General features: G+C 64.5%; 18 protein-coding genes and 6 tRNA genes. 10 read left to right on the forward strand and 14 right to left on the reverse strand.

Annotated features, from left to right (window positions below; genetic code table 11):
* Positions 1-79: 79 nt before the first annotated feature.
* The 3 genes from VNH11_00065 to VNH11_00075 all read left to right on the forward strand — a co-directional run bounded on the left by VNH11_00065 (position 80) and on the right by VNH11_00075 (position 8132).
* Entirely contained in the window at positions 80-3307 is a 3228-nt protein-coding gene (locus VNH11_00065; protein ID HVA44757.1) for a response regulator, read from the forward strand.
* A 1734-nt stretch (positions 3308-5041) separates the two neighbouring features.
* Positions 5042-6577 carry a hypothetical protein gene (locus tag VNH11_00070; protein ID HVA44758.1) on the forward strand — a complete coding sequence of 512 codons (1536 nt, stop codon included), beginning with the start codon at positions 5042-5044 and terminating at the stop codon, positions 6575-6577.
* Between the two features lie 10 nt (positions 6578-6587).
* Entirely contained in the window at positions 6588-8132 is a 1545-nt protein-coding gene (locus VNH11_00075) for a multiheme c-type cytochrome (protein ID HVA44759.1), read from the forward strand.
* 66 nt (positions 8133-8198) lie between these two features.
* Here VNH11_00075 and VNH11_00080 read toward each other — a convergent pair whose 3' ends face one another.
* From VNH11_00080 to groL (VNH11_00130), 11 genes are all read right to left on the reverse strand, one after another.
* The gene (locus VNH11_00080) at positions 8199-8654 is read right to left on the reverse strand and encodes a hypothetical protein (GenBank protein ID HVA44760.1); all 456 of its coding nucleotides are present in this window, start codon (positions 8652-8654) and stop codon (positions 8199-8201) included.
* Positions 8651-8893, reverse strand: a complete 243-nt coding sequence (locus VNH11_00085; GenBank protein ID HVA44761.1) for an antitoxin family protein — start codon at positions 8891-8893, stop codon at positions 8651-8653. Before VNH11_00085 ends, VNH11_00080 begins: the two co-directional genes overlap by 4 nt.
* Before the next feature lie 179 nt (positions 8894-9072).
* The gene (locus VNH11_00090; protein HVA44762.1) at positions 9073-9804 is read right to left on the reverse strand and encodes a class I SAM-dependent methyltransferase; all 732 of its coding nucleotides are present in this window, start codon (positions 9802-9804) and stop codon (positions 9073-9075) included.
* Positions 9801-12395, reverse strand: a complete 2595-nt coding sequence (locus tag VNH11_00095; protein HVA44763.1) for an amino acid adenylation domain-containing protein — start codon at positions 12393-12395, stop codon at positions 9801-9803. The genes VNH11_00090 and VNH11_00095 overlap by 4 nt, the downstream gene beginning before the upstream one ends.
* Before the next feature lie 172 nt (positions 12396-12567).
* The gene (yacG, locus tag VNH11_00100) at positions 12568-12753 is read right to left on the reverse strand and encodes a DNA gyrase inhibitor YacG (GenBank protein ID HVA44764.1); all 186 of its coding nucleotides are present in this window, start codon (positions 12751-12753) and stop codon (positions 12568-12570) included.
* A gap of 33 nt (positions 12754-12786) precedes the next feature.
* Entirely contained in the window at positions 12787-13119 is a 333-nt protein-coding gene (locus VNH11_00105; protein HVA44765.1) for a zinc ribbon domain-containing protein, read from the reverse strand.
* A gap of 23 nt (positions 13120-13142) precedes the next feature.
* Positions 13143-13703, reverse strand: coding sequence for a nucleotide exchange factor GrpE (gene grpE / locus VNH11_00110; GenBank protein ID HVA44766.1), 561 nt, complete (start codon positions 13701-13703; stop codon positions 13143-13145).
* Positions 13704-13708: 5 nt separating this feature from the next.
* Positions 13709-14869 carry a molecular chaperone DnaJ gene (gene dnaJ / locus VNH11_00115; GenBank protein HVA44767.1) on the reverse strand — a complete coding sequence of 387 codons (1161 nt, stop codon included), beginning with the start codon at positions 14867-14869 and terminating at the stop codon, positions 13709-13711.
* Positions 14870-15255: 386 nt separating this feature from the next.
* Positions 15256-16875 carry a chaperonin GroEL gene (gene groL / locus VNH11_00120; protein HVA44768.1) on the reverse strand — a complete coding sequence of 540 codons (1620 nt, stop codon included), beginning with the start codon at positions 16873-16875 and terminating at the stop codon, positions 15256-15258.
* Positions 16876-17053: 178 nt separating this feature from the next.
* On the reverse strand, positions 17054-17353 hold the full coding sequence (gene groES, locus VNH11_00125) for a co-chaperone GroES (protein ID HVA44769.1): 300 nt from the start codon (positions 17351-17353) through the stop codon (positions 17054-17056).
* A gap of 120 nt (positions 17354-17473) precedes the next feature.
* A complete protein-coding gene (gene groL / locus VNH11_00130) occupies positions 17474-19168 on the reverse strand; it encodes a chaperonin GroEL (protein ID HVA44770.1) in 1695 nt (564 codons plus the stop codon).
* Positions 19169-20293: 1125 nt separating this feature from the next.
* On the opposite strand from groL (VNH11_00130), the gene VNH11_00135 reads away from it, so the two are divergent.
* Entirely contained in the window at positions 20294-20989 is a 696-nt protein-coding gene (locus VNH11_00135; protein ID HVA44771.1) for a transposase, read from the forward strand.
* Positions 20990-21300: 311 nt separating this feature from the next.
* Here the strand turns inward: VNH11_00135 and VNH11_00140 are convergent, their stop codons facing one another.
* The 3 genes from VNH11_00140 to VNH11_00150 are packed head-to-tail and all read right to left on the reverse strand — an operon-like array spanning position 21301 to position 22296.
* Positions 21301-21540: a hypothetical protein gene (locus tag VNH11_00140; protein HVA44772.1), complete on the reverse strand. Its 240-nt coding sequence runs from the start codon at positions 21538-21540 to the stop codon at positions 21301-21303.
* 17 nt (positions 21541-21557) lie between these two features.
* Positions 21558-21983, reverse strand: coding sequence for a hypothetical protein (locus VNH11_00145; protein ID HVA44773.1), 426 nt, complete (start codon positions 21981-21983; stop codon positions 21558-21560).
* Positions 21984-21993: 10 nt separating this feature from the next.
* A complete protein-coding gene (locus tag VNH11_00150) occupies positions 21994-22296 on the reverse strand; it encodes a hypothetical protein (protein HVA44774.1) in 303 nt (100 codons plus the stop codon).
* An 8-nt stretch (positions 22297-22304) separates the two neighbouring features.
* Here VNH11_00150 and VNH11_00155 point away from each other — a divergent pair.
* The 6 genes from VNH11_00155 to VNH11_00180 all read left to right on the forward strand — a co-directional run bounded on the left by VNH11_00155 (position 22305) and on the right by VNH11_00180 (position 22839).
* Positions 22305-22375 (forward strand) — tRNA-Gln (locus VNH11_00155).
* A 36-nt stretch (positions 22376-22411) separates the two neighbouring features.
* Positions 22412-22486 (forward strand) — tRNA-Gln (locus tag VNH11_00160).
* 13 nt (positions 22487-22499) lie between these two features.
* A tRNA-Val gene (locus VNH11_00165) sits at positions 22500-22572 on the forward strand.
* A 14-nt stretch (positions 22573-22586) separates the two neighbouring features.
* A tRNA-Leu gene (locus VNH11_00170) sits at positions 22587-22662 on the forward strand.
* A gap of 16 nt (positions 22663-22678) precedes the next feature.
* Positions 22679-22751, forward strand: a tRNA-Glu gene (locus tag VNH11_00175).
* 4 nt (positions 22752-22755) lie between these two features.
* Positions 22756-22839: transfer RNA gene (locus VNH11_00180), tRNA-Leu, on the forward strand.
* The last annotated feature ends 63 nt before the right edge of the window (positions 22840-22902 follow it).

Consider the following 22902-nt stretch of genomic DNA (forward strand, 5'->3'; position numbering starts at 1 on the left):
ATCCTGGCACACCGGATGCACTGGAACAGGCCCGTATAATGATATTGAGAGCGGAACTTATCGAGGCGCGACCATGCTTATGCCCGCCAATCGGACGGGGCCACAATCCGACGGCACTCCCCAACGCCGCCGTTGGGCGCGGATCCGCGATTCGCTGCTCGCCAAGCACGTGCTGTTCGTCGCGCTGGTGGTGCTGCTGACGGCCAGTCTGGTCGGTCAACTGGCGTATGTGCTGGCGCGGGGCATGTTCTTTCGCCGCATCCACGAGCGGCTGAACTTGATGGCCACCAGCCACTCGCAACTGGTCGAAATCGCCTCGACGGCGGCCCTGCGCGAAGCGGCGCTGGCGGCCAGCCGCCACCGTTTGCGGCGGTCGATCGATCGCCTCGATGCCGGCGGGTTGTCGGCGGCTGAATTCCAAGACCAGATCGGACCCGCACTCAGCGCGGCCCAGCGCTCGGACGGCGGATTCCGCGAGCTTTGGATTGCCGACGCTCAGGGCGACGTGATCGCCGCCACCGACAAGGCCATGCTCGGCCAAACGTTCACCGGCGCCCCGCTGTTTCAAAGCGCGCTGCGGGCCCCGTCGCTGGCCGCGCCGCGGCAGGCCCAAAACGAATATCTGGCGACGGTCGGCGCGCCGATTCTCGCCGACTCCGGCGCCGCGCGCGGCGTGTTGATGGGCGATCTCGACGTCACCGCCGTGGTCAAGGCGCTCACCGACCATCTTGGGCTGGGCGATACCGGCGAGGTGCTCATCGGCCGTTGCGACGGCAAGGACGTCGAATTCCTGCTGCCCCCGCGCGACCGGCCGGACCGCACGGGTTCCGTCGCGGAAAACCCCCTGTTGGCCAAGGCCTGCCAGGGCGAAACGGGCAGCGAGGTCACCGCCTACCACGGTCAGCAAGTATTGGCCGCTTATCGTCCCGTGTCGTACGGGGCCGCCGACGCGGGCCGCTGGGGACTAATGGCCAAGATGGACTTGGCCGAGGCCTACGCTCCGGTGACGCGCCTGCGACACGCGTTGTTGGCCCTGGAGGCTGCTCTGCTTCTGGCGGGCGCGGCGGCGTCGTATTGGGTGGCGCGGCGGCTGACTCGCCCCATCGCCCGACTCACGCGGACCGCCTCGGCCATCGCCGCGGGCGATCTCGACACGCGTGTGCCCGTCACCTCGACCGACGAACTGGGCGCGCTGGCCGCCAGCTTCAACCGCATGGCCGAGCAGCTCGCCGAATCGCACAGCCGCCTCGAGCAGCGCGTCGAGCAGCGGACGGCCGCTTTGCGGTTGTCGCAGCACGAGTTGCGGCAGGCCAAAGAGCAGGCCGAGGCCGCCAGTCGCGCCAAAAGCGCCTTTCTGGCCAACATGAGCCACGAGATTCGCACGCCCATGAACGCCGTCATCGGCATGACCGAGCTGCTGCTCGACACCGAGCTGACTCCCACGCAGCGCGAATACCTGTCGATGGTCCAGGAATCGGGCGAGTCGCTGATGTCGGTGATCAACGACATCCTCGACTTCTCCAAGATCGAAGCCGGACGCTTCGACCTCGATCTGGCGGCCTTCGACTTGCGGGAGAGTCTCGGCGACACGATGAAATCGCTGGCGGTCCGGGCAAACCGAAAATCGCTCGAGCTGGCCTATCACGTCGGTCCCGAGCTGCCGCAATTCGTCGTCGGCGACAAGCACCGCTTGCGGCAGATCGTGGTCAACCTGGTGGGCAACGCCATCAAGTTCACCGACCGGGGCGAGGTGGTGCTCGACGTCGGCCGCGAATCGCGGCACGACGGCCGGTGGCTGCTGCACTTCACCGTCCGTGACACCGGCATCGGCATCCCTCGCGAGAAGCGGCGGCTGATTTTCGAGGCCTTCGAGCAGGCCGACGCCGCCACCTCGCGCCGCTTCGGCGGCACCGGGCTGGGGCTGGCCATTTCTTCGCGGCTGGTCGAGTTGATGGGCGGACGCATTTGGGTTGAGAGCGAGCCGGGCAAAGGGAGCGAGTTTCACTTCACGGCGGCGTTCGACTTGCCCGCCACCCCACTCCGCCCGGTTCGTCCGCGGAGCGACGCGCCGCTGCGCGACGTCCGCATTCTCATCGTCGACGACAACCAGACGAACTGTTTCATCCTGGAAGAGATGACCCGCGCCTGGCAGGCGCAACCGGTGAAGCTCTCGCGGGCCGAGGATGTGCTGCCGCTGCTGCACCGGCGACAGCGAGAGAACCGGCCGTTCCAGGTCTTGCTGCTGGACGCCAAGATGCCCAACCTGAGCGGCCTGGACATCGCTCGACAAATTGCCGACGAACCGGAGCTGGCAAAGGTGGGCCTGGTTTTGCTGACCTCGGACGGTTGCCCGCTCGACGCGGCCGAGCGACGGCGACTGGGCATCGCGGCGTGTCTCACCAAGCCGGTGAAACCATCGGAATTGCTCGACGCCGTGAGCGAGTGTTTGGGAGCGTCGAAGCTGGCGGAGCCGACGTCCGCGGCCAAGCTCGCGGCCGAATTGCGAGACCGCCTGCCGCCGCTGCGCATCCTGCTGGCCGAAGACAGCCTCGTCAACCAAAAGCTGGCGCTGGCTTTGCTGGCGCCTTATGGACACCGGGTGGTGGTGGCCAACAACGGCGTTGAAGCGCTGCGACAATGGTCAGCGGGCAATTTCGACCTGGTGCTGATGGACGTGCAGATGCCGGAAATGGACGGCCTGGAGGCGACGCGCAACATTCGCGAAGCGGAAAAAGCCAGCGGCGGCCACGTGCCGATCTTGGCGCTCACGGCCCACGCGATCAAAGGCGACCGCGAGCTCTGCCTGGAAACGGGCATGGACGCTTATATCTCCAAGCCCGTCCGCGCCCAGGAGCTTTACAGCACCATCGAGCACTTGCTGAGCGAACGTCCGCCGCAAGCCGCAGACGTGGCTGGGCGGCCGGAAGCGTCATCGGGCGAGACCGCGGAGGAAGATGAAGAGGTCGACGACGGGCCGCTGGATTGGGATGCGGCCCTGTCGGGGTCGGCGTTGAGCGACGATGCGCTGGGCGAATTGGCGGCGCTGTTCAGCATCGAATGCCCCAAGTTATTGGCGGAAATCCGCGCGGCGTTGGCCGAAGGCGACGCGACGCGGCTCGCCCGTGCGGCCCACACGCTGAAGGGATCGGCGGCGGTTTTTTGCGCGAAGCCGGCGAGCGAGGCGGCGAAGCGGTTGGAGTCGCTGGCCCGGGCGGGCAACCTCGTTGCGGCGCCAAGCGCGGCCGCGCTCGTCGAAGCGGCCTGCGAGCGTCTCTTGGCCGCGTTGGAAACGCACGCCGTGACGTGAGTTTTGTACGACACCCGTCGAAACCGCGCCGATTCATGCGGAAACGCGTCGTTATCAAGTTGTCAAAGACCCGCGGCGACGCTTGAGCGTCGTGCTGCCCGACTCGTCACCCGCGGCGGCGGGCCGCCGTAATCGAGCCAGGCCCCGGCCGACCACGCGGCCCAGGTTATGTCGGCGATCCTGACGGCAAACTCATTTACACGCCTCTCTGGACCACTCAAGAATCCTTCGGCACGTTTTTAGGCAGCCAAGACCACGAGCACGTTTCGGCAATAATTCTCGCTTCGCGCGCCGAAGTCATTGCCTTCTTGGAGCTCATACCGCCGAGGGTCTTAGAAGTCGCGATTGATCCCGACCGTAAGAGCAACACCGTCTTCTTGCTGATCGGCGAGATACTGAAACACCTCAAGTCAGCCCCACTCCCAAAACAAAAGGGGCGCTAAACGGCGCACGAAGAGGTGGCTGGCTCACGACAAAAAAGGCCGGCTCGATCACGATGGCGGCGTTGACGCAGATCCTGACGCACCTGATGAGTCAGGCGATTGGCATCTGAGCGACTGCCAGCGCCACCATCCGGCCTTGTATCGGTCGGGAGGAGATTGAACGCCAGAGATGCGGCGGCGCGTCTCTTCAACTCTCCCCGCCCTACCGAGGCAAGAAGCGGCAGTGGCGGCTTGTCCGCGCCTCAGCGGTGCATGGCCGCCTTGATTCCGGCAATTTGCGAAGCGCTGCAGCCGAACTCGTTCGCCAGGGCATACACGTCGCCGTCACCCCGCTCGAGTCGCGTTCGCAGTTCGACCTTTTCAGCTTCGGTCAGGTCACGCTGTTTTGGCTTTGGATATCTCCGCAGTTCCGGGTCATCCCGTTCGGCAATCAGGACTGAGGCGTTGTAGAAGCGGACGGGAATGCTTCTCGTTGCGGAAGCCGCAAAACCTTTGGCGGAAGTGGTTTGCGACTTCAGCCAATGGTGGGGTTTTTATCCACTTCGGCAGCGCGCTGCCAAAGTGACGGCGCCTCGTGCCTTCCGGCGGGACGCGCCGATGCGACACGCGTGTCGCATGGTCGTGAAGCAACTGCTTTCCGCTACGCGGCAGTTTGGCCGCGCGGCCAAAGCGACGTCGGCCCGTTTAGTCTCCGGCAGCAGGTGCCGATACGGCACGGCCCAACAGCTTTCCTCTCGCTCCAGCGAACGGGCTACGGTGGCAAATGCGTCGCGCGCGACGCTTTTGCCGGCGGCAGGCGCCGACGCGACACGCGTGTCGCCGCGCGTGCAAAGACAGTCTGGCAAGGTCAAGCCGAAAGCGGCGCCACGCCCCTCACCCCGGCCCTCTCCCAGTGGGAGAGGGAGCTTGCGTCGCGCGCGACGCATCTGCCGGCGGCAGGCGCCGAGGCGACACGCGTGTCGCCGCGCGTGCGAAGGCAATCTGGCAAGGTCGAGCCGAAAGCGGCGCCACGCCTTTCACCCCGGCCCTCTCCCAATGGGAGAGGAGGTTGCGCCGCGCGCGGCGCATCTGCCGGCGGCCAATCTGTTTGACAATTGCGGGCAAACTCGTATGCTGAAAGCCGTGCGGTAGGAACAGAGGCTTCATTTCAGAACTGCACCGATCGACTGCTCTGCCGCGCACACAGCGGCGACCTCGCACGGCAGCCCTCACCGGCCGCCGGGCATCGGCCGTCGAATATCCCGTTGTTGAACCGTGGAAGCGGAAGTTTCTCACTCGTGGGAGGCCGGCCATGCGGAAGAGCGGAGGCGGGGCGCAAGTCGTTGATGATGTCAAGGCGGCGGCAAGCACGCCGCGGCTGCAACCGCCTGCGGGCACCCCGGCAGGCCCGGTCAAGCAGCGCCCCTCGGACCCGCTTCACGAGCTGGCCCTTCGCAAGCGGAAAGCGCATAGGTCTTCGCGGCGTTCCGTCGCGCCGCCCGCCGCGCCGCCGCCCGCCACCGAGGGCGCGTGTCAGAGTCTGCCCGCCAGAGCGGGGTCGACCTCGGTCCGTGCGACGCTGTTGGCGTTCCGCCGACATTGGAACGGCCATCGGCAACGCGAAGTTCCTTGTTGGCTGGCGAGCCTGGTGTTGCACCTGTTGGCGGTGGTGTCCCTCGGCTCGCTCACGATTCCCGTCAGCCGGAATCGCACGGTAATGTCGCTGTTGCTCACCTTCGGCGAGATCGACGCGCCGGCCGACAACGCGCCGGTCGAGCTGCTGGCGACGGCGCAGCTTACCCCGGTCGAAGAGCCCTTGGAAGTGCCCGCGACCGATCTGTCGGCCGATCCTGCCGTCGCTATGCACATCGCGGATCAAACGCCGCCCAAAGTTCCCCCGCCGCGCGCGTCGTCACCCGGTACGCCGGACGTCGAAGCGAAGAGCCAAGCGGCCGGCGCGACGCCGAGCGCCAAGCCGCCCGGACAATCGGACCTCGCGGACGGCGGCGACGAAACACTCGTCTCTGAAACGACCGAGAACGCGCACGACGAGATTGTCGAGAAGTTCATCGAGTTCGACGTGGGCCGCTTGACCGGCGCCGAAGGCGCGAAGGCCCGCACCGATTTCGACCGGCTTGGCGCCGAGGCGATTCGCTCGCTGGTCCGCGGGCTGAACAAGTCGGCGTCGATCCATGCGAGCTGCCCGGTGATGGTCATCGCCTCCAAGATCGAGACGCTGCTGCGTGAGAACCCCGACCCCGCCTTGCTGCGGTATGCGTTAGAGAATATCGGCCGCGGCGTGCCGCGAAACGCTACGCACATCGGTCGCTTGCGGTCCCTGCTGGCCCAACTGCGTCCGCCGCGGCCGGGCAGCCCATCGCCGAAACTGTCGAACCTGTTGGCTTCGCTGAAGGCCCGCGATCGCCAAAGCGTGCTCGCCGGCATCCGGGCGGTCGTCGCCGAAGGCGGCCAGTTGGCCGACTTTGAGAGGCGCGGGGCCGCGTGGGGGCTGATCCGGCTGCTGACGCACCGCGACGCCGCGCTGCGAAGCGCGGCGCACCAGGCCCTGGTCGCCCTGGCCGGCGGCACCGACTGCGGCCCAGCCAACGACCGCCGGCCGGGCGATCGCTTTGCCGCGGCCGGTCGGTGGTCGCTGCACTTCGACGAGGAGCGTTATCAGGCCACCGCCGAGTCGGTGCTCAAGAACGCCCAGCATCTCGCCGATGCGGGGAAGCGCGACGCGGCCCGAAAGCAGTTCCAAAAACTTGCCCGCGAATATCCCGGCAGCACCGCGGCGGAGAAAGCGGACGAGTACCTGGACGGCGCGAAAACTTTCGCCCTCAAGTGACGAGCGATACATGATGCGCGGGCTGTTGCGAGCGGGTCTGGTCGTTGGTCTGGCGGTGTTGGCTTGCCTGGGTTGGTGGCGCACCGGCCCGGATTACTCGTCGGCCCGCACAAACCTGAAGGGTAAGCGAGGGGTAACGACGGACATACCTCGCTCACGCTTCGGGTTTGCGTCGCCCGCGGCGCACATCCACGGCCGAGTGTCGGCGGGACCGCGGCCCGTTGCCAGCGCGCGGGTGCGGCTGAAAGGCGATGCCGCGTGTGTATTGACCGATGAGTCCGGACGATTCCAACTCGACGCGCCGCCACGCGACGGCCACACCGTCACCGCGGCCAAAGACGGGTATCTCATCGCCGGCGTGCCCGCTTCCGCCGGCCCGCTCGAAATTCGGCTGACCCCGTTGCCTGCCGCGGACTGCGGCGACTATCAATGGGTCGGTCCCGCGCCAAGTTCCGCGGCGGGCGGCGCCTGCGGCAATTGTCACCAACCGATCTACGAAGAGTGGCGATCGGACGGGCACGCGCAATCGGCCGTCAGCCGACGCTTTCAAGACACGCTCGACGTCCTGGCGCAAGATTATCCCGAAGGCGTCGCCGTCTGCTGGAGTTGTCACGCCCCATCGCTGGAGCCCGACCGAGTGACGTTTGATCTTCGCCGCATGTCGGGCGTGGTCGCCGCGGGCGTCCATTGCGACTTTTGCCACAAGATTCGCGAGGCGAACTTCGAACACGCCGGCGTGACGCACGGGCGTTTTGGATATGACCTGTTGCGGCCCGCCGACGGGCAACTCTTTTTCGGCCCGCTCGACGACGTCAACCGCGGCGAAGACGCCTACTCGCCGCTGATGAGCGAAAGTCGATTCTGCGCCGCCTGCCATGAGGGGACGCTGTTCGGAGTTCACGTCTATGGCACCTGGTCGGAATGGCTCGCCAGCCCCGCCCGGCGACAGGGCCGCCAATGTCAGACGTGCCACATGGCGCCGTCGGGAGTGCTGACGAATGTCGCGCCCGCCTCGGGTGGAATCGAGCGCGACCCGCAAACGCTCGCCAGCCACACGTTCTTGCCCGGCGGACGCGAGGCGATGTTGCGGCGGGCACTCGACGTGTCGGCTGACATCGACCGGCGGCCGTCGAGCGTGGAAGTGTCCGTGCGGCTCGACGCGCGTGACGTGGGTCACCGGCTGCCGACCGGGTTTATCGACCGGCAGCTTCTGTTGGTGGTCGAGGCGCTCGACGCTGAAGGGCAAGCGGCCAGGTTGCTGATTGGTCGCCGTTTGCCAGCGGCGGCCGGCAAGGAGCTGTCGGGCAAGGCGGGCCGGCTATTCGCCAAGTTGTTGACGGATGCCGACGGCGAGTCGCCGGCTCCCTTTTGGCGTGCCGGCGTGTCGATGAGCGACACGCGGTTGTCGCCCGAAGAGCCGCTGGACTGCGATTTCAGCTTCCCGGCCGATGCGGCGTTGGTTCGAGTTCGCCTGATCTATCGCCGCTCTTGGCAGGATCCGGCCGACGGCGAAACGGTCGTTTACGACCGGTCGTTCCCGTGCCGAGCTACCTGATCGATACCGTGTTGGGCAGCCGTTCATGCCGGACTATATCGCGTGATCCACGGCACGCGGTCGAAATCAGCATCGTGACTGGCGATCGATGAAAGTCCGAATTGCTGCATCATCGCTACTATCAGCGCGTCGCCACTGAGGAGGCAATATTGTTGGCTGATCGCCGCTGCGGCAGAAACCACAGAGGCTTGCGGTACGAGAATCTGCACGCCTAACCGTGGAATCTCGTCCACCGCTTGCCGAAAGAGGGTCAAGCTTCTGATTTCCAGGGCATTTTTCCAAACGCTGCGCAATGCCGGCGGCGGGCCATCCGTTTCGATGGATCGCCTCTGTCGTCATCAACCGGTGTGCCACATCGGTCATCACGTGTGTTGAAGCGAAGCCATGCACGTCCCCGTGCTCAACCCGATCGCACAGATCGGTGCATGCCGCCTTGAATACGGGGTGCGGCGTAAAGTGATAGACAAACGTGTTCGCGTCGATAAAGAGCGATGCGCCTTTGGGAATGTCGGCAAAAATCACGGCGATTCCTCAATGCCGAACTCGGGGTCCAACGCAAGACGCTCGACGGTGGCCGCATCGCCGGTCCATCCCAGCATGCCTGAAGTCGCCTTCGCGCGGCTTGCGGCCGGGTCTGAGGGCTGTCGCCCGGCCATTGTCTGAATGGAAACCTGCACGCGCTCATGCTCCGCCAAGGGCAATGGCTGCTCTGGTTTGAGCACGCCGTTTTCGTAGACCGCTTGAATCAACAATGACTGCATGACGTACCATCCTTCTTGCTAACGAACGAGCCACCGGTAACGCATTATAACCGGCGATGAAATAGCTTGCCCATCGTCCACTGCCTCACGTATCCGCTCTATGATCTGCCGCAACTCGATAAGGCGTTCGCCGCTTGCTTCCCTGATTGGCGATTGCTGGCGTCTCGGCCGCGTGCAGTTCATCTTTCGTCCGCTGGCGCGCGAACGGCCGTCAGCGTCTCGTAGGCAATTGGCCCAATGCTCAACAGCCGGAACGCTTCGCTTCCGGCAAGCTGCAAACCACACTCGGCCAGGTGGCGGCGGTAGTCATAGATCGGGTGCAGCGGCACCAGACCCGCCGCCCAAAAAATCACGTTGGCCAAGCGGCTGTAGGCCCGCTGAAGGCGCCGCGAAATGACGTTGCCTTGGGGCAGGGCCAGGTCGGCGATCAGCAGCTTGCCGCCCGGCCGCACCTGGGTGGCCAGATGGGCGAGCATCGCGCGCATCGACGGCCCGTTCAGACAGTTCAATACGAAATTGGCCGTCACCACGTCGTAGTGGCCCGGTCGATGGTGATCGAAGGCGTTGCCGCATACGATCTCCGCCGAATGCCCTTCGCCGCCCAGCCGCGCTTCGAGCCGCGAGAGCATGGCCGACGACAGATCGAGACAAGTCAGCCGGGCGCCGAGCCGGGCGGCCTCGACGGCGTCTTCGCCGGCGCCGACGCCGACGTAGAGCACGCGGTCGCCAGGCCGCATCGCGCCAAGCTGCGCCCGCTTGGCGGCGGCAATCTGTCCGGCGGAGTAGACGTTCGCCACGGCTTCGTAAAACGCGGCGACGCGCGTGTAGCTGCGGCCCCGCTCGGCGTGCCCCTTTCGCGTCCGCCGCCGCCTCACTGACGCCTTCTGGATTGTGGACGCTTGGTGGTTCATGGAATCGTCTCCGGTTGGAGGATGGCTTCGTCGACCGCCGATCGGAAAATGCCGGCCACCTGCCCGACACAAGGCGGTTCGAGCAGGTCGAGATGCTCGAAGGGCAGTTCGTGCAAGCAGATCGTTTGGCACCGCTGCCGCCACTCGCGAAAAGGATGATACTTGCCTTGGGCGTCGGCGCCGACGACGAGCGTCAGCGGCCCGCCGTCGTCGGGCGGGCTGTAGTGATAGGCGGCCTCGACGTTGGCCCAGAAGGTGTCGAAGATTCTACGCGAGAGTTTCTCGTCGGAGGCGGTGGGCAAAAGCCGGCGTCCTTCATGCCGGCACAACCGCGCGTGCATCCGCTGGCGATCGGCGTGTTTCCACATGAAAGCCGGCACGTCGTCGGTCGATACAAAGCGGCGCAAAAGCTGGAACGAAAGCAGCACGCCCGCGTCGATCAGCACCAGGAGCGGCACCGGGCGGTCCGCCTCGCGCAAGCGGTGAGCCATCTGGTAGGCCACCAAGCCGCCCAGCGACCAACCGGCCAGCAGGTAAGGACCGTCCGGCTGGATGCGCAGCACGTCGTCCAGGTAGCGCTCGGCCATCGCCTCAATCGTCGTCAACGGCCGTTCATCGCCAACGAGCGCCGGCGACTCGAGGCCATAGCACGGCTGGCCGTGGCCGAGCGTCTGCGCCAAGCGGCGATAACAAACCACGCTGCCGCCGGCCGGATGAACGAGGAACAACGGCGGACGCTGGCCACCGGTCTCCAGCGGCACGGCCGTCGATGGTGCTTCGTGGCGGGTTTCGCTCGCCAGCAGTCGTGCCAATGCGCCAACGTTCGAGTTCGCCAGCAACTGGCCGAGGGAGACCCTTCGCCCGAAGCGGCGCTCGATGCGGATGAGCAGCTCCGCGGCCCGCAACGAATCGCCGCCCAACTGAAAGAAGTCGTCGTTCCTGCCGACCTCCGGGGTGTGCAACAACTCCTGAAACAGATCGCGCACCTGCCCATCGAAAGCGGACCGCGTAGGGGGCGCCGACGGAGTCGCAATCTTCGTCGCTTCCAATGCGAGCAGCGCCGGCTCGTCGAGCTTGCCATTGGGCGAGAGCGGCCAGCGATCGACGAGCGTGAGCGACGAGGGAACGAGGGCGACCGGCAGCCGCGCGTGCAGCCAAGCGCGCAGCTCGTTGGCTGCCAGAGCGGCGCCGGCGCGAGGGACCGCGAAGCAGGCCAGTCGCGCGGCGGGGCGGTCGTGCGCCGCGACCGTGGCGGCCGCCAGGACCTTCGGGTGGGCCTCCAGCGCGGCGGTGATTTCGTCGAGTTCGATGCGGACGCCGCGTATTTTGATTTGCCGATCGGTCCGCCCCAGGAATTCAAGCTGGCCGTCGGCGCGGCGGCGCACCAGATCGCCTGTGCGGTATAACCGCCCATCGCGCCGCCGGACGAGCGGATGCTGGATGAACTTTTCCGCGGTCAACTCCGGTCGATTCAGATAACCGCGTGCCAGCCCCGGCCCCGCGATGCATAATTCGCCCGCGTCGCCCTTGGCGACGGGCCGCAATTGCCGGTCGAGCACGAGCAGCTCGACGCCCGGCAACGGGTCGCCCAAGGGCGGCGCCGGCTGGTCGCCGCGGGGACATTCGCAGGCCGTGGCGCAAACCGTGGCTTCGGTGGGACCGTAGGCGTTGATCAGCCGGCGCCCGACCGACCATTGAGAGGCCAAGGCGGCGCCGCACGCTTCGCCCGCCACGACCAACGTCGTCAGAGAAGGCAGATCGGGCGGGCCGAGCATCGACAACACCGACGGCGGCAGCGTGAGCGTATCGATCCGATGCTCGTCGATGGTACGGCGCAGTTGTTCGCCCGGCAGCAACTCTGCGGCGTCGGCCAACACCAGGCTGGCGCCGCTGGTCAGCGTGCCGAAGATTTCCCAAACCGCCGCGTCGAAGGCCAGGCTGGCGAATTGCAGCACCCGTCGTCCCGGCCGCAGCCGCAACAGGCCGCGCTCGGCCGCGATAAGGTTGGCCAACCCGCCGTGGGTCAGCAACGCGGCCTTGGGCTGTCCGCTCGAACCCGAAGTATAGATCGCATAAGCCAGCCGCCTGCCGTCGGACGTGGCGGGCCGACGTGCCGCGGCGCACTGACCGACGATCATCAGTCCGTCGCGATGGCGCCAGCCGACCGACCCGCGCGGCGACGGCAGAGAGTCGAGCAGGGCCTGATGGGTGACGCACCATTGCGGCCGGGCGTCGGCCAGCATGAATTCGAGCCGCCGCCGCGGATAGCCGGGATCGAACGGCAGAAACGCCCCGCCTGCCTTGAGCACGGCCAGCAGCGAGACGACCATGTCGAGCGACCGCTCCAGGGCCACGCCCACCAGGCATTCGGGCCCGACGCCCAACTCAGCCAGCACACCGGCCAAGGCATTGGCCCGCTGGTCGAGCTGGGCATAGCTGAGCGAACGGTTGCCGTAAACAACGGCGGTCGCGCCGGGCGTGGCGGCCGCTTGAAGCTCAAACGCTTCGTGCGCCGGCGGGAAGCCTCGCCTGTGACGTGGCGGACGCAGAGCGCGTGCTGCGCGGTGGATTGTGCCGGCTGGCCCGATCATGTTGAGAGTGCGCCTACGGTGGAATCTGCGAGTTCGATGACGCGGGTGGCGCTTCGCATGCCGGCCGGGCAGTGCGAGGGCGACTCGTCATCGAAAACGTAGGTCAGCCGGGGCAGGCGTCAATCGACATTTACGGCCTGCCGTCTCCCATCTTTCATCCTTCTTTCTGTGCTTATTCTTCCTCAGGCTCTCGTCCGTAGTCCGGTTCTTCGTCCTCGCGTTCGACGGGTACCGTGTATTCCTCGCCCAGCCAGCGGCCGAGATCGATCCGCCGGCAACGCTCGCTGCAAAAAGGCAGGAAGGTCGACTGGCTGCTATCGAACCGCTTGCGACAGATCGGGCAACGCACGAGTGGCATGGCGAAATCCATCAATCCACGAGTGACCGAGCGTTAGTCTTTGCGTTTCGCCTTTTTCTCGCTCTTGGCGGTGGAACCGTTGCCGCCGGCCTTCGTTTCCGAAGTCTTCGACTCCGAGCTCTTCGATTCGGACTTGGATTCGCTGGCCGGCTTATCGGCCTCGGCCCGCTTCTTGTACGACTCGCTACGGTAGTCCGTCTGATAGAAGCCCGATCCTTTGAACACAATCGCGGCGCCCGCGCCGATCAATCGCCGCAGCTTCCGCTTCTTGCACTCGGGGCACTTCTTCTCCGGCTCGGCCGTGATCGATTGGAAAAGCTCGAACTTGTGGTCGCAAGCGTCGCAAACGTAGTCGTAGGTAGGCATGAATTGACGAATCTGTCTTAGACCTAATCGGTTCCATTACCATCCGCCGGTGGCGTCGAAACAATCACCTGTGCGGGCCGCAATACGCGGTCGTGAACTTGATAGCCGTCTTGCGCGACCTGCACCACCGTGTTGGGCGGAAATTCACCCGTAGGCTGCTGCATGATCGCCGCGTGCAAGTGCGGATCGAACGGTTTGTGCCACGCCTCGATGCGTTGGCAGTGGTGCCGCGACAACACGTTCTCGAGCTGTTGCGCAACCATTTTGAAGCCGGCCAGCAACCCACTCGCATCCGGCGATTTCGCGGCCGCCTGGATGGCACGCTGCACGTTGTCGAGCACCGGCAACAGGTCGCCGAGCAACGGCAACTGCGCATAACGCCGCTCGTCGTCCATCTCCTTGCGCATGCGCTTGCGGTAGTTGTCCAGCTCGGCCTGCGCCCGCAACGCGCGATCTTTGGCGGCGGCCAGCTCCCGCCGCAGCGCGGCGGCATCGTCGGGCGACGTGGCCGCCGACTCTTCCGTCACCACGTTGGCGGCAGCGGCCGCTTCAGAGGTTGAATCGTTGGTTTCTTGATCGTTCATGGTCGTCACCCCGTTCGTTCGCCGCTCGGCTCCTCAGCCGGCATAAAGTAGTCCTTGAGCTTCTCGAAAAAGCTCTTGCGATGCGCGCTCACATTCGCCCGCTCCTCCTCGGCCAACTCTCGCAGCAACTCTTCTTGCCGCGGCGTCAACGTCTTAGGCACTTCCAGGCTGACCTGCACCAGCAGATCGCCCTGGCCGCGTTGTCTTGGATCTGGCATGCCGCGGCCACGCAAGCGGAACACGTCGCCCGGCTGCGTGCCCGGAGGTATGTCCAACTCCTCGCGGCCGTCGAGCGTGGGCACGTCGATCTTCGAGCCCAGCGTCGCCTGCGAATAAGTAAGCGGGATCTGACACACCAGATGCTGCCCCTCGCGATGAAAGAGCGAATGTTCCTTCACCGTGATGAAGCAGTAGCAGTCGCCCGGCGTGCCGCCCTCGGCGCTCTGATTGCCTTCGCCGCCCAAACGCAACCGCGTGTCGTTGTCGACGCCCGGCGGAATGCGGACCTCGCGTTCCACCCTACGCCGCATCTGTCCCTCGCCACGGCAGGCCGGGCAAGGTTCTTTGATCGTGCTGCCGGCGCCGCGGCAGGCCGGACACGTCGTTTGCACGCGGAAGATGCCGGTGGTCTGGATCACTTGCCCTTGGCCGCCGCAATAGCGGCATTTTTCGGGCTTCGTTCCGGGCTTGGCCCCCGAGCCGCGGCACTCTTCGCAGCGTTCCAGACGCTCCAAGCGGATCTTCTTGGTCGCGCCGCGTGCCGCCTCCAGCAGGTCGAGCGTGACGTCGGCCCGCACGTCGCTGCCGCGGCGTGCGCGTCGTCCACGTCCCCGCCGCCCGCCGCCGAAAATCTCGCCGAACAGCCCTTCGCCGAAAATGTCGCCAAAGGCCTCGAAGACATCGTTCACGTCGGTGAAGTGCGGGGCGCCACCCGGCCCCTCGACGCCGGCGTGCCCGTAGCGATCGTAACGGGCGCGCTTGTCCGGGTCGCTGAGCACCTCGAACGCCTCGGCGCACTCTTTGAAGCGGGCCACCGCCTCTTCGTTGCCCGGATTCTTATCGGGATGGTACTGGATCGCCAGCTTGCGATAGGCGGCCGCGATCTCCTTGTCGGAGACCGTTCGCGCGACCCCCAGCACCTCATAGTAATCGCGTTTGCCTGCCATAGTCACCATAGCTGTCGCCGGTCGCTCTTATCCGTTCCTGAATTATAGGCCCCACTTACGAACCGCGGACAGGCGAGTTTTTTTCCGCAACATGAACTGTTCGCGACGTCGTAGGGTGGGACCAGCGAGCTCGCGAGCGCCGGCCCACCGACGAAGGGTTCAGGGTTCAGGGTTCAGGGTTCAGGGTTCAGAAACATTTGAATTGACCTTTGCCTGATGCCTCGAATCGGTGGGCCGGCGCTCGCAAGCTCTCTGGTCCCACCTTACGCCTTTGCGATGCGCCTCCGCGCCGCGAACGGGCCACTCCATCGCTGAAGTGGCCCGTGCGTACGTCTCCGCCGTCCCGTGTCCGCAGCCACTGACAACTGACCACGGACAACGGACGCTCAGCGGACAGATCCCTCAATCCGCGTCTTTTTCTTGTCGTCCTTGTCGAAGTTCGTGACCATGGCCTCGGTGGTGAGCATCAGGGCCGCGATGCTGGCCGCGTTGCTCAAGGCGCTGCGGACCACCTTCAACGGGTCGATGATGCCCGCCTTGTACATATCGACGTACTCGGCCTTGTTGGCGTCGTAACCCACGTTGACCGGCTTGCGGCTGATCTCGTCGGCCACAACCGAGCCGTCGATGCCGCAGTTGTCGACAATCTGCTTCATCGGTGCGGCCAAGGCATGCAGCACGATATCGACGCCGATCTTCTCGTCGCCCTTGGCGCTGCCGCGGGCCTTTTCGATGGCCTCTTTGCAGCGCAGCAGGGCCACGCCGCCGCCGGGCAAAATGCCCTCTTCCACCGCCGCGCGCGTGGCGTGCAGGGCGTCTTCGACGCGGGCCTTCTTCTGCTTCATGTCGGCCTCGCTGCTGGCCCCCACCGAAATGATGGCCACGCCGCCGGTCAGCTTGGCCAGACGCTCTTGGAACTTCTCCCGATCGTACTCGCTCTCGGTGTCCTCGATCTGGTTGCGAATCTGCTGGATGCGGTTCTTGATTTCATCCTGCTTGCCGGCGCCTTGCACGATCGTCGTGTCGTTCTTGTCGACCGTGATCTGCTTGGCGCGGCCGAGCTGACCGATCTCCAGGTTCTCCAGCTTGATGCCCAGATCCTCGCTGATCAGCGTGCCGCCGGTGAGCACCGCCAGGTCGCCCAGCATCGCCTTGCGGCGGTCGCCGAAACCGGGGGCCTTCACCGCGCAGATATTGAGGATGCCGCGGAGCTTGTTCACCACCAACGTCGTCAGGGCGTCGCCCTCCACGTCTTCGGCGATGATCAACAGCGGCTTGCCCGTCTGGCTCACCTTCTCCAAAATCGGAATCAGGTCGCGCAGGCTGCCGATCTTCTTCTCGTGAATCAGGATGAAGGCGTCGTTGAGCAGGCAATCCATCTCGGCCGGACGGTTGATGAAGTACGGCGAAATGTAGCCTTTGTCGAACTGCATCCCTTCCACCAGCTCGAGCGTGGTCTCGGTGGCCTTGCCTTCCTCGACGGTGATCACGCCGTCTTTGCCCACCTTCTCCATCGCGTCGGCCAAAAGATTGCCGATGTCGGTGTCGTTGTTGGCGCTGATGGAGCCGACCTGGGCGATCTCGGCCTTGCTCGAAACCGGCTTGGCCATGCTCTTGAGCTGCTCGATGGCCGCATCAACGGCCTTCTCGATGCCTCGCCGCACCGCCATGGGATTGCTGCCGGCGGCGATGTTGCGGGTGCCTTCCTTGAAGATGGCACGGGCCAGCACGGTCGCCGTGGTGGTGCCGTCGCCCGCCACGTCGGAAGTTTTGGAGGCCACTTCGTTCACGAGCTTGGCGCCCATATTCTCGAAGCGGTCTTCCAGCTCGACCTCTTTGCTGACGGTCACGCCGTCTTTGGTCACGGTCGGACCGCCGAACGACTTGTCGATAATCACATTGCGGCCCGTCGGTCCCATGGTGATGGCGACCGCATCGGCCAGTTTTTCCACACCCTTGAGCATTTTCGCTCGGGCGCTGTCTTCGAAGAGTAATTGCTTGGGCACGGTTATGGGTTCCTTGGTTCTTAAGAATCGTTGTTCTGTAGGGAACGCACTCCGTGGCGTTCCGTGTTCTGTAGGGAACGCACTCCGTGGCGTTCCGTGAATCGAGAAAAGACGTCAACTCGCTCATCGCGGAACGGCACGGAGTCCGTTCCCTACAGAGCGGGGCCAGCAAGGCAGCCTACGCCAGCACCTTGGCCAAAATGTCCGCCTCGCGCAGGATCTTCACATCCTGGCCGTTCAGCTCGATCTCGGTGCCGGAGTACTTGCCGTAGATCACTTCGTCGCCGATCTTGACCGACATCGTGCCGCGCTCGCCGCTGTCCATCAGCTTGCCGGGTCCAGTGGCGATCACGGTGCCGCGCTGCGGCTTTTCCTTGGCGGTGTCGGGCAGCACGATGCCGCCGGCGGTCATCTGTTCGGCCTCCATGGGTTCCACAACAACGCGATCATCGAGCGGACGCAGTTTGGCTTCTTTCATAATTAGGTCCCTTGTCTAAGTTCATGCTTGGATCGTTGGAAAGGCGTCAGGCGTCAGGCATCAGGCGTCAGGAAGTCACACCAAGCGCCTGACGCCTGATGCCTGGCGCCTCTCGCCTGTTTACATCCCCATGTCTCCCATTCCCATGCCACCCATGCCACCCATTCCGCCCATGCCACCACCCATTCCACCCATGCCGTGGTCGTGGTGGCCGCCCGCCTCAGGCTCTTCTTCCTTGGGAATCTCGGTCACGAGCGACTCGGTGGTCAACATCAGCGAAGCCACGCTGGCCGCGTTTTGCAAGGCGGTGCGGACCACCTTGGCCGGGTCGATGATGCCCGCGGCGACCAGGTCGGTGTAGGTGCCCTTGTCGGCGTCGTAGCCTTCGTTCTTGTTCTTCAACTGGCGGACGCGATTGACGACCACGGCACCGTCGGCGCCCGCGTTGTCGGCGATGCAACGCAAGGGATAGTCGAGCACGTTTTTGACGATGCGGGCACCGAGCAGCTCATCGCCTTCCAGGTCGAGTTTCTCCAGCGACTTCTCGCTGCGAATCAGGGCCACGCCGCCGCCGGGCACAATCCCTTCTTCCAGCGCGGCTTGCACGGCCGACTTGGCGTCTTCGAGCAAGTGCTTGCGCTCTTTCATCTCGGTCTCGGTGGCGGCGCCACAGTTGATCTGGGCCACGCCGCCCGAAAGCTTGGCCAGCCGCTCTTGCAGCTTCTCGCGATCGTACTCGCTGTCCGTCACCTCGATTTCGCGGCGAATCTGCTCGGCGCGGCCGTCGATGTCGGCCTTTTTGCCGGCGCCTTCGATGATCGTCGTGTTCTCGGCGTTGATGATGACCTTCTTGGCCCGGCCCAGGTCGGTCAGCTTGACCGAGTCGAGCGAGATGCCGAGATCCTTGAAGATGGCCGTGCCCGCGGTGAGCGTGGCAATATCGCCCAGCATCGCCTTGCGACGGTCGCCGTAGCCGGGGGCCTTGACGGCACAGGCACTGAGAATGCCCCGCATCTTGTTGACCACCAGCGTGGCCAACGCTTCGCCTTCGAGATCCTCGGCGATGACCAGCAGGGGCTTGTTGGCCTTGCTGATCGCCTCCAGCAGCGGAACGAGGTTCTTGGCGTTCGAGATCTTCTCTTCGTAGATCAGGATGTAGCAGTTCTCCAGCTCGACCGTTTGATCGTCCTGGTTGGTGACGAAGTGCGGCGAAAGGTAGCCGCGATCGAACTGCATGCCTTCGACCACTTCAACGGTCGTCTCGGACTGCCGGCCCTCCTCAATGGTAATCACGCCGTCTTTGCCGACCTTCAAGAAGGCGTCGGAGAGCACGTCACCGATGCTGGGATCGTTGTTGCCGGCGATGGTGGCGATTTGCCGCAGCTCGGTCTTGTTCTTTTCGTTGATGGGCGTGGCCAACTTGGCGACCGCCTCGACGACCCGGGCCGTGGCCTTCGTGATGCCTCGCGAGAGGGCCATCGGATCGGCCCCGGCGGCGATCATCTTCAGACCTTCGCGAAAGATGGCTTCGGCCAGCACGGTGGCCGTGGTGGTGCCGTCGCCGGCCACGTCGTTGGTCTTGCTGGCGGCTTCCTTGACGAGCTGGGCGCCCAGGTTCTCGAAAGGATCGTCCAGTTCGATGTCTTCGGCGACGGTGACGCCGTCTTTGGTTACCTTGGGCGAACCCCAACCTTTGTCGAGCACGGCGTTGCGGCCGCGGGGGCCGAGGGTGCTGCTGACCGCACGGGCCAACTTCGAGGCGCCGGCCAACAGCGGCTGCCGTGCTTCGTCATCAAAGACCATCTGCTTTGCCACAGTGGTTTCCTCCTGGTTTTAGGCGATAAAAACGGTGATTGTTCTGTTGTCAAAAAGCGTCCGGGCGACTCAAGCTTGACCACAATTGGCAGCCGAACGCCCGCGCGACAAGGCCCCAAACGCACACCCCGTGCCAGAGCGAGTGTTGTAATCATAACTCCTGACTGCATAGGAAGTTGTAACGCGGTCTGGCGGATTTCGGCGTCGGCCTCCGACCGTGGGCGATATGTCAAATTGGCAGCCTTCGGGGTTCAGGGTTCAGGGTTCAGGGTTCAGGGTTCATGGTTCAGGAGACGGCAGCCACGCGACTATCCGGCTTCGCGCAGGGCATCGACGATCACTTCGTACCAGTTTTGTGCCTTATCGGGCGTCCCCAATTCCTCGTGTTCTATCGAAGATGCGCAACTCGCCGCCGCTAATTCTTCGCGTTCCTTCGAAGACGCGCAACTCGCCGTCCCCAATTCCTCGCGTTCCATCGAAGTCGCGCAACTCGCCGTCCCCAATTCCTCGGCTTCCTTCGAAGATGCGCAACTCGCCGTCCCCAATTCCTCGCGTTCCATCGAAGACGCGCAACTCGCCGTCCAATTCCTCGCGTTCCAGCGAAGACGCGCAACTCGCCGTCCCCAATTCCTCGCGTTCCAGCGAAGATGCGCAACTCGCGACCCCTAATTCCTCTCTCCCTCTCTCCGTCGCTCCGTCTCCCCCGCTCTCCCTCTCTGGGGCTTGGGGCTTGGATTCTTCCTGAACCCTGAACCTTTGTATGCCCGAAGTGGCTCGGGTTGTGTCGGGAACGGTTCGTGTCTTCCCGCGTTGTACGAGCAAAGTGGCTTGGGTTGTGTTCGCGACAAACAGGCTGAACCGCCAGATTTGATGTAACTCTCTAACCATCAAATGGTTGCGTCGTTTTGGCATATTTGCACGGCATCGCGGGAAACGCGGCGGTGGTGCCGCATGGCGACGAGGTTACACCCTGGATTCAGGCTTTTTTTCACCCAACGCCTTGCCGGCCGGCCAGCATCGCCCCATATTCGGCGAATGGTGAAACTCGGCCGACCAGTGGGCCAGAAAAGGTGTCGGGAACCGTTTTCTTGACGGGCAGGGCCTCATGGATTATCATTTCCGTTTATGGGAAGACCACATCGAGCTAGCGAAGGCGGGTTCGTCTACCACGTGCTGAACCGTGGCAACGCGGGCATGACCGTGTTCGACGATCAGGGCGACTTCGATGCCTTCGAGAAAGTTTTGGCCGAGGCGGTCGAGCGGACCGACACGCGACTGCTGGCCTATTGCCTGCTGCCAAACCACTGGCACTTGCTCGTCTGGCCGCGGAAGAAAGGCGAACTCTCGCAGTTTGTCCGCTGGCTCACCCTGACCCATACGCAGCGGTGGCACGCGCATCGGCCCGACGTCGGCAATGGGCACGTCTATCAAGGCCGGTTCAAATCGTTCCCCGTTCAGGAGGACGAGCATTTCTACGCGGTCGCGCGGCACGTGGAGCGGAACGCCTTGCGCGCGAACCTCGTGCCTCGCGCCGAGGCGTGGCCCTGGTGTAGCCTGTACCGCTGGCTGCGCGGCACGGCCGACGACAAGCCCGTCCTAGCCTCTTGGCCCCTCCGGCGTAAATCTGGCTGGGTGGAATGGGTCAATGCCCCACCGAACGAGGCGGAGTTGACCGCGATTCGCCGCAGCGTGGAACGCGGCAACCCCTATGGAAGCGAGTCGTGGAATGAACGCACGATCCGGCGGCTCGGATTAGAATTGACCATCCGCCCCCGCGGTCGCCCAAGAAAGGAGCCGGCAGCCCATCAAAGCGGTTCCTGACATCCTGACACCTTTTCCGGTTCGATGGCGAACCGTACTACCGAGAGTCTGCGGAAGAATGCGGTTAGCGAACTTCGTTTTCGGCGGGCCGACCCGCTCGCTTTCTGATGATAGCAGATACGTGCTACAACGCTACGCCGTCAGCCAAGGTGGGCGACCGGATTGATAGGACCTATCTCTATTCCGCCAGCGTCGCAGCGAGACCTTTCGCCTGGTGATGAAATCGCGCGACGGCTTGCACCTTTGGTGGTGGCAACGCCAACGCTCGATCCCGATGGCGTTTTTTGACCGGTTTGAAGGCCAGGCCGTCTTCAATCCGCCCTACCCGTGACATCCGGCCAGTCGATGCCGAAGGCCTGCGCGACCAGCGCGTCGACCCTCGCTTCCAGCCGCTGACGCTCCTCACTGCTCAGCGTCTCTTGCACCAGCCGCCGGACGACTTTCACTACCTGCCGCGACGGCGCGGCATCGCGGTCGGGCAGCGGATACTCGGTGATGTACTGGGTCAGGTGACGCCTGCGCTGCGAATACAGCTTGTTTTGGAAGGCCAAGTCGTGGTACCGCGAGATCAGCGCCGAATTCGCGACTCGATGTTCTCTTTTCTGCTCAGCAGATACTTCCAGGTGGGCGACGATGCCGAAAAACGAACCGCACGCCGCCGGCCATCGACGACCTCGTGTGTATAAAGCACCCGCCTTTGCGGGCCAGTGGCTTCCAGCGGCCGCCATCGGGCGGCGTCTTCCTGCGAAAGGAGCGCCAGGAGATGCTGCGGGTCCGGCCGAATCTCGCCGGGCAGCGTCTCCCAATCGCGGCGGATGAAAACACCGTCGGCGGTGGTCTTGATGCCCACGCGCACTTTCGCCACCTCGCCGATCCGGCACCGCGCGGCGGCATCGACCATTGCGACCCAATCCGCTTCGCCGCCGGTGAGTAACGTCCACGGCTTGGTGTCGTCGTGACCGAGCGGCAGGTTGCAGCCGGCTCGAAGATCCACTCCCCGACGATCACGTTCTGCTGCCGTGGCATGCCCAGGGGCATCCGCGGACCGGCTTCAACCGGCGCTCGTGTTGGGCCTGGCGTTGTTGTTTGCGTCGCTCGCGGGCCTCGGCCAGTTTGCGATCGCGGGCGGCCAGGATGTCCTTGTCCCGGCAGCAGAGGAAATAAAACGTGCCGGCGATGTTGAGGTAGCTGACATCGACATGCCAGTGTTCGTCGGCGTTGCGTCGTGGCTTCGAGGCATCTCGAACGCGCGCGGAGAGGGAATAATAAAGGGCCTTCCCTACGCCTCGAAAGCGGTCGAGCAGCAATGCCTTGATCGGGGATCGGCTAACGGTAGGCTGCCTGGCTTTGAACCAGGTGATGGAGGTTCAAGTCCTTCTCCCCGAACTTTCGTCGCGATGGCCGTGTCCCAAGAACACCCGATCCGGGGCAGTTGCTGCTGGTAGTGATGCCTGGCTCTGAACCAGGAGGTCGTTGGTTCGATTCCAACCCCCGGAACTTTTTGACAGACAGTCCCGTGGCCTAGCAGCGAAGGCAGCACCCTTACAAGGTGACGATCGACAGTGCGAGTCTGTCCGGGACTACTTCGAACAGCGACGCGTCCCGGTACGCCAACAGGCAGAGCGGCTTGGCTTAAACCCAAGTGTTTGCGGGTTCGACTCCCGCCCGGCGCACTCGAAAACACAACTTGGCCCGTTCGTCTATCGGTTCAGGACACGAGCCCCTCAAGCTCGGAAGGCGGGTTCGACTCCCGCACGGGTCGCTTTGGCCAGGTGGCGCAACTGGAAGACGCACGACGCTCAGAACGTCGGCCCCTCGTGGGCGTGGGAGTTCGAGTCTCCCCTTGGTCACTTTGACGCAGGTGGGCCAGTGCTCAGTGGAGCCTCATAAGCTCCGCGCGCCGGGTGCGACTC

It is taken from the genome of Pirellulales bacterium, from assembly GCA_035533075.1.
Lineage (GTDB): Bacteria > Planctomycetota > Planctomycetia > Pirellulales > JAICIG01 > DASSFG01.

Bases quoted from the DNA above. Each gene is read 5' to 3' on its own strand.
- VNH11_00085 (HVA44761.1), bottom strand. From the start codon at position 8,893: ATGCAGTCATTGTTGATTCAAGCGGTCTACGAAAACGGCGTGCTCAAA.
- grpE (HVA44766.1), bottom strand. From the start codon at position 13,703: ATGAACGATCAAGAAACCAACGATTCAACCTCTGAAGCGGCCGCTGCC.
- VNH11_00135 (HVA44771.1), top strand. From the start codon at position 20,294: ATGGGAAGACCACATCGAGCTAGCGAAGGCGGGTTCGTCTACCACGTG.
- VNH11_00065 (HVA44757.1), top strand. From the start codon at position 80: ATGCCCGCCAATCGGACGGGGCCACAATCCGACGGCACTCCCCAACGC.
- groES (HVA44769.1), bottom strand. From the start codon at position 17,353: ATGAAAGAAGCCAAACTGCGTCCGCTCGATGATCGCGTTGTTGTGGAA.
- VNH11_00105 (HVA44765.1), bottom strand. From the start codon at position 13,119: ATGCCTACCTACGACTACGTTTGCGACGCTTGCGACCACAAGTTCGAG.
- VNH11_00070 (HVA44758.1), top strand. From the start codon at position 5,042: ATGCGGAAGAGCGGAGGCGGGGCGCAAGTCGTTGATGATGTCAAGGCG.
- VNH11_00090 (HVA44762.1), bottom strand. From the start codon at position 9,804: ATGAACCACCAAGCGTCCACAATCCAGAAGGCGTCAGTGAGGCGGCGG.
- VNH11_00075 (HVA44759.1), top strand. From the start codon at position 6,588: ATGATGCGCGGGCTGTTGCGAGCGGGTCTGGTCGTTGGTCTGGCGGTG.
- yacG (HVA44764.1), bottom strand. From the start codon at position 12,753: ATGCCACTCGTGCGTTGCCCGATCTGTCGCAAGCGGTTCGATAGCAGC.
- dnaJ (HVA44767.1), bottom strand. From the start codon at position 14,869: ATGGCAGGCAAACGCGATTACTATGAGGTGCTGGGGGTCGCGCGAACG.
- VNH11_00095 (HVA44763.1), bottom strand. From the start codon at position 12,395: ATGATCGGGCCAGCCGGCACAATCCACCGCGCAGCACGCGCTCTGCGT.